This is a genomic window from Dietzia sp. SLG310A2-38A2, assembly GCF_014145095.1.
Lineage (GTDB): Bacteria > Actinomycetota > Actinomycetes > Mycobacteriales > Mycobacteriaceae > Dietzia.
Window position 1 is genome coordinate 1 of record NZ_JAALDX010000298.1, and the last position, 3,178, is coordinate 3,178.

Below are 3,178 nucleotides of genomic sequence, written 5' to 3' on the forward strand. Positions count from 1 at the left end.
GGGCGCGCGGGGTTGTGGCCACCGCGCCGAGTACCCGGCCTGTTCGACGGTGTCCAGCAGGAGTTGTGACTCCACGCCGGGGGCGTACTCCACGCGCGCCTTCTCGGTGGCGTAGTTGACCTCGGCGGTCACCCCGTCGAGCTTGTTGAGCTTGCGCTCGATGCGGTTCGCGCACGAGGCGCAGGTCATGCCCTCGATCTGGAGGTCGACGAAGGTAGTGGCCGGCTCGCTGGCGATGCGGGTGTCAGTCATATCCGGTCAGCTCATTCCGCGGCGTCGAGTGTGTACCCGGCCTCGTCCACGGCCGCGCGGACGAGCGCGGGGTCGACGGGGTGGGGGGAGACGACGACGAGGCGGCCCGACTCCAGGTCGACCTCTACAGCGTGGACGCCGGGGATCTCGGAGACCTCTTCCTTGACGGAGACGACGCAGTGGCCGCAGGTCATCCCGGAGACGGTGAAGGTGGCGGTGTCGGTCATGGGGTTCTCCTCGAGTGGTCGGTGTGGCGATGGGTGGAGTGCGGCCCGGATGAGCGGGCTACGACTTGACCAGTCGCGCGATGGCCGCGTTGGCCTCGGCGAGCTTGGCCTGCGCCTCCGGGCCGCCGTGCTCGATCGCGCCGGCCACACAATGGCCCAGGTGCTCCTCGAGCAGGTTGAGCGAGAGCGACTGCAGGGCCCGGGTCATGGCGGAGACCTGCGTGAGGATGTCGATGCAGTACTTGTCCTCCTCGACCATCTTCTGCAGACCGCGGGCCTGCCCCTCGATACGGCGCAGCCGCTTGAGGTGGTCGTCCTTGTTCGGGGCGTATCCGTGCTCGGCCATGAACCATACGGTACCCCCCTAGGGTATCCATTTCAAGGCACACGAATCCCCGGCCACCGAATCCCCGGCCGGGGAACAGCCGCGGCTCAGGGCTGCCGGTCGGGCTTCAGGCCGTGTTCGATCCCCCAGGCCACCGCCTGGGCACGCGTGCTCACACCCATTTTCCGGTAGGCGGCGCGGATGTAGGTCTTGACCGTGTTGCCCGACAAATAGCACCTGTCGCCGATCTCCCGGTTCGACATGCCCTGCACGATCAGGCCCACCATCTCGGCTTCACGGGCGGAGAGGCCCGCCTCCTTGGCGGGCCAGTCGTTGGCCCCCGTGGCGGATTGTCCCGGCCCCACCATCGTCACGATGCGCCCCGCCGCGATCTCCTCTATCCCCCGGACCAACTCCGGAGCGGTCAGGGACTTGGACAGGAACCCGTTCGCCCCCAACGCCAGACTGTCGTCGACGGCAGCCTGGTCCGCAGCGAAGGAGTAGACCGCGACCGCACCGATCGACGGGTCCTGACGCAACGCGGCCAGACGGGCGTGCTTGCCCACCGGCGCGGCGAACGTGTCGTACAGGGCCACGTCCACTATGGACGAGCCCTTGGAGACCGCGCGCTTCTCCACGACCTCGATGCGGTCGGCGTACTCCGAGAGGATGGCATTCACCCCGGCTACGACGACGAGGTAGTCGTTGACCACTGTCACCCTGACCGGCATGAACAAACCCTAGCAATGATCCCCCCGACCTCCAGAATGTGCCATTACACCCCTGGGGGTGTGGTCGCGAGCGTTTCATACAGCGGATGATGGGCCGTTGTTCCGCGCACTGTCTTTCGAATCGTCGCCGACCCGAGAGTGGGATGATCACTTGGCTGAGACCGCCTCGACCGCAGTGGACGATCGATGGGCATGGGCCGACCGCGGCAACTGCGTGGGCCACCAGGACCTGTTCTACAACGACGACCATGACCTCAAGGGCACGAGGCGGAAGAACGAGGAACTCGCCAAGCAGCTCTGCGTGCAGTGCCCGGTGCTCGACCAGTGCCGCCGCTACGCCATCGAGGAGCGGGAACTCTACGGCGTCTGGGGCGGCATGACCGAGTTGGAGCGACACAAGGTGGCTGGTCGGCTGCGCACCGGCTGACCTCAGCGGACGCGGGCCACGGCGAAGCCGTCCCAGCCCTTGGCGCCCACCGTCTGCAGGGCGGTCGCCTCCAGTCGCGGGTGGCCGCCGAGCAGCGCCAGCACCTCTCGACTGCCGAGTACCCCGGGATCATCGGAGTCCGCGTCAGCGACCGCGCCGTGGCGCACGACGTTGTCCACCACGATCACGCTGCCCGGACGCGTCAACTGCAACGCGAGCTCGACATAGCCCGGATTGCCGGGCTTGTCGGCGTCGATGAACACCAGGTCGAACGACTCTGTGCCCGAGTCGATCAGCGCTCGCGCCGAGTCCGCGGCCGGGCCCACGAGCACCTCCACGCGATCGGCCACCCCGGCCCGTCCGAGGTTCTCCCGCGCGACCTCGGCATGCTGCGGGTCGATTTCCAGAGTGACCACCTCGCCGTCGTCACCCAGGGCGCGGGCGACGCTCGCCGCGCTGTACCCGCCGAGCGTCCCGAACTCCAGGACGCGCCGCGCGCCGATCATCCGGCTCAGCAGCGCCAGGAACTGCGCCTGGGCGGCGGAGACCTCGATCGCGGGTAGACCCGCCGCCGCGGTGGCCTCGCGCACCCCCCGCAACACCTCATCCTCGAGGCCCAGCGCCTCGTCGAAGAACGCGTCGACCTCCGCCCATCGGGGGTCACGGTCAGTGGCGTCGGCCCGGGCGGGCATGTGATCGGTCATGACCCCGACGGTAGCTCCGGGAGGGTGCCCGACCCACGCGGGAGGGCCGCGTCTTAGACTCCGTTCATCAGTGATTCACGACACCTTAAGTCCGGGGGGACCGTGTTACTTCGTCGAACCGCGATGCGTGCTGCCGCATTCGCCACCGCTCTGGCAACCACCATCGGCGGCGGGGCCATGCTCGCCCCGGTCGCCACCGCACAGGGCTCGTCAAACGACCCTGCTCCGGCGTTCTACCAACCGCCGGCCGAGCTGCCCGCGGGCGCGGGTGCGCTCGTCAAGGCCGAGGTGTTCCCGCTCGCCGGTGCGATCCCTCCGATCCCGGGGGCGGAGTTCGTCTCGGACGGCGCCGGCCCGATCTCGACCGACGCCCAGCGGATCATGTACACCTCCGTGGGATCGAGGAACCAGCCGATCGCCGTGACCGGGACCTATCTCCAGCCCCGTGCGCCGTGGACCGGCCCGGGGACGCGGCCGCTCGCGGTGCTCGCGCCGGGCACCCAGGGCCAGGC

General features: G+C 69.0%; 6 protein-coding genes and 1 pseudogene. 2 read left to right on the forward strand and 5 right to left on the reverse strand.

Annotation, left to right across the window (positions count from 1 at the left end):
* From G6027_RS11125 to G6027_RS11140, 4 genes are all read right to left on the reverse strand, one after another.
* Positions 1–252, reverse strand: a 252-nt coding sequence (locus G6027_RS11125) for a heavy metal-associated domain-containing protein (protein ID WP_182637241.1), incomplete at its 3' end; no start/stop codon positions are given.
* Between the two features lie 11 nt (positions 253–263).
* Positions 264–479 carry a heavy-metal-associated domain-containing protein gene (locus tag G6027_RS11130; protein WP_182637242.1) on the reverse strand — a complete coding sequence of 72 codons (216 nt, stop codon included), beginning with the start codon at positions 477–479 and terminating at the stop codon, positions 264–266.
* Positions 480–537: 58 nt separating this feature from the next.
* The gene (locus G6027_RS11135; protein WP_182637243.1) at positions 538–825 is read right to left on the reverse strand and encodes a metal-sensitive transcriptional regulator; all 288 of its coding nucleotides are present in this window, start codon (positions 823–825) and stop codon (positions 538–540) included.
* Positions 826–911: 86 nt separating this feature from the next.
* Complete coding sequence (locus G6027_RS11140; RefSeq protein WP_182637244.1) at positions 912–1,535, reverse strand: response regulator transcription factor; 624 nt, start codon at positions 1,533–1,535, stop codon at positions 912–914.
* A gap of 151 nt (positions 1,536–1,686) precedes the next feature.
* Between G6027_RS11140 and G6027_RS11145 the strand changes: the two genes are divergently transcribed.
* Positions 1,687–1,962, forward strand: coding sequence for a WhiB family transcriptional regulator (locus G6027_RS11145; protein WP_182637245.1), 276 nt, complete (start codon positions 1,687–1,689; stop codon positions 1,960–1,962).
* A 2-nt stretch (positions 1,963–1,964) separates the two neighbouring features.
* On the opposite strand, the gene G6027_RS11150 is transcribed toward G6027_RS11145, so the two are convergent.
* Positions 1,965–2,666, reverse strand: coding sequence for an O-methyltransferase (locus tag G6027_RS11150; protein ID WP_241727035.1), 702 nt, complete (start codon positions 2,664–2,666; stop codon positions 1,965–1,967).
* A gap of 123 nt (positions 2,667–2,789) precedes the next feature.
* Between G6027_RS11150 and G6027_RS11155 the strand changes: the two are divergent.
* Positions 2,790–3,178, forward strand: a pseudogene (locus G6027_RS11155) (lipase); the annotation flags it as partial.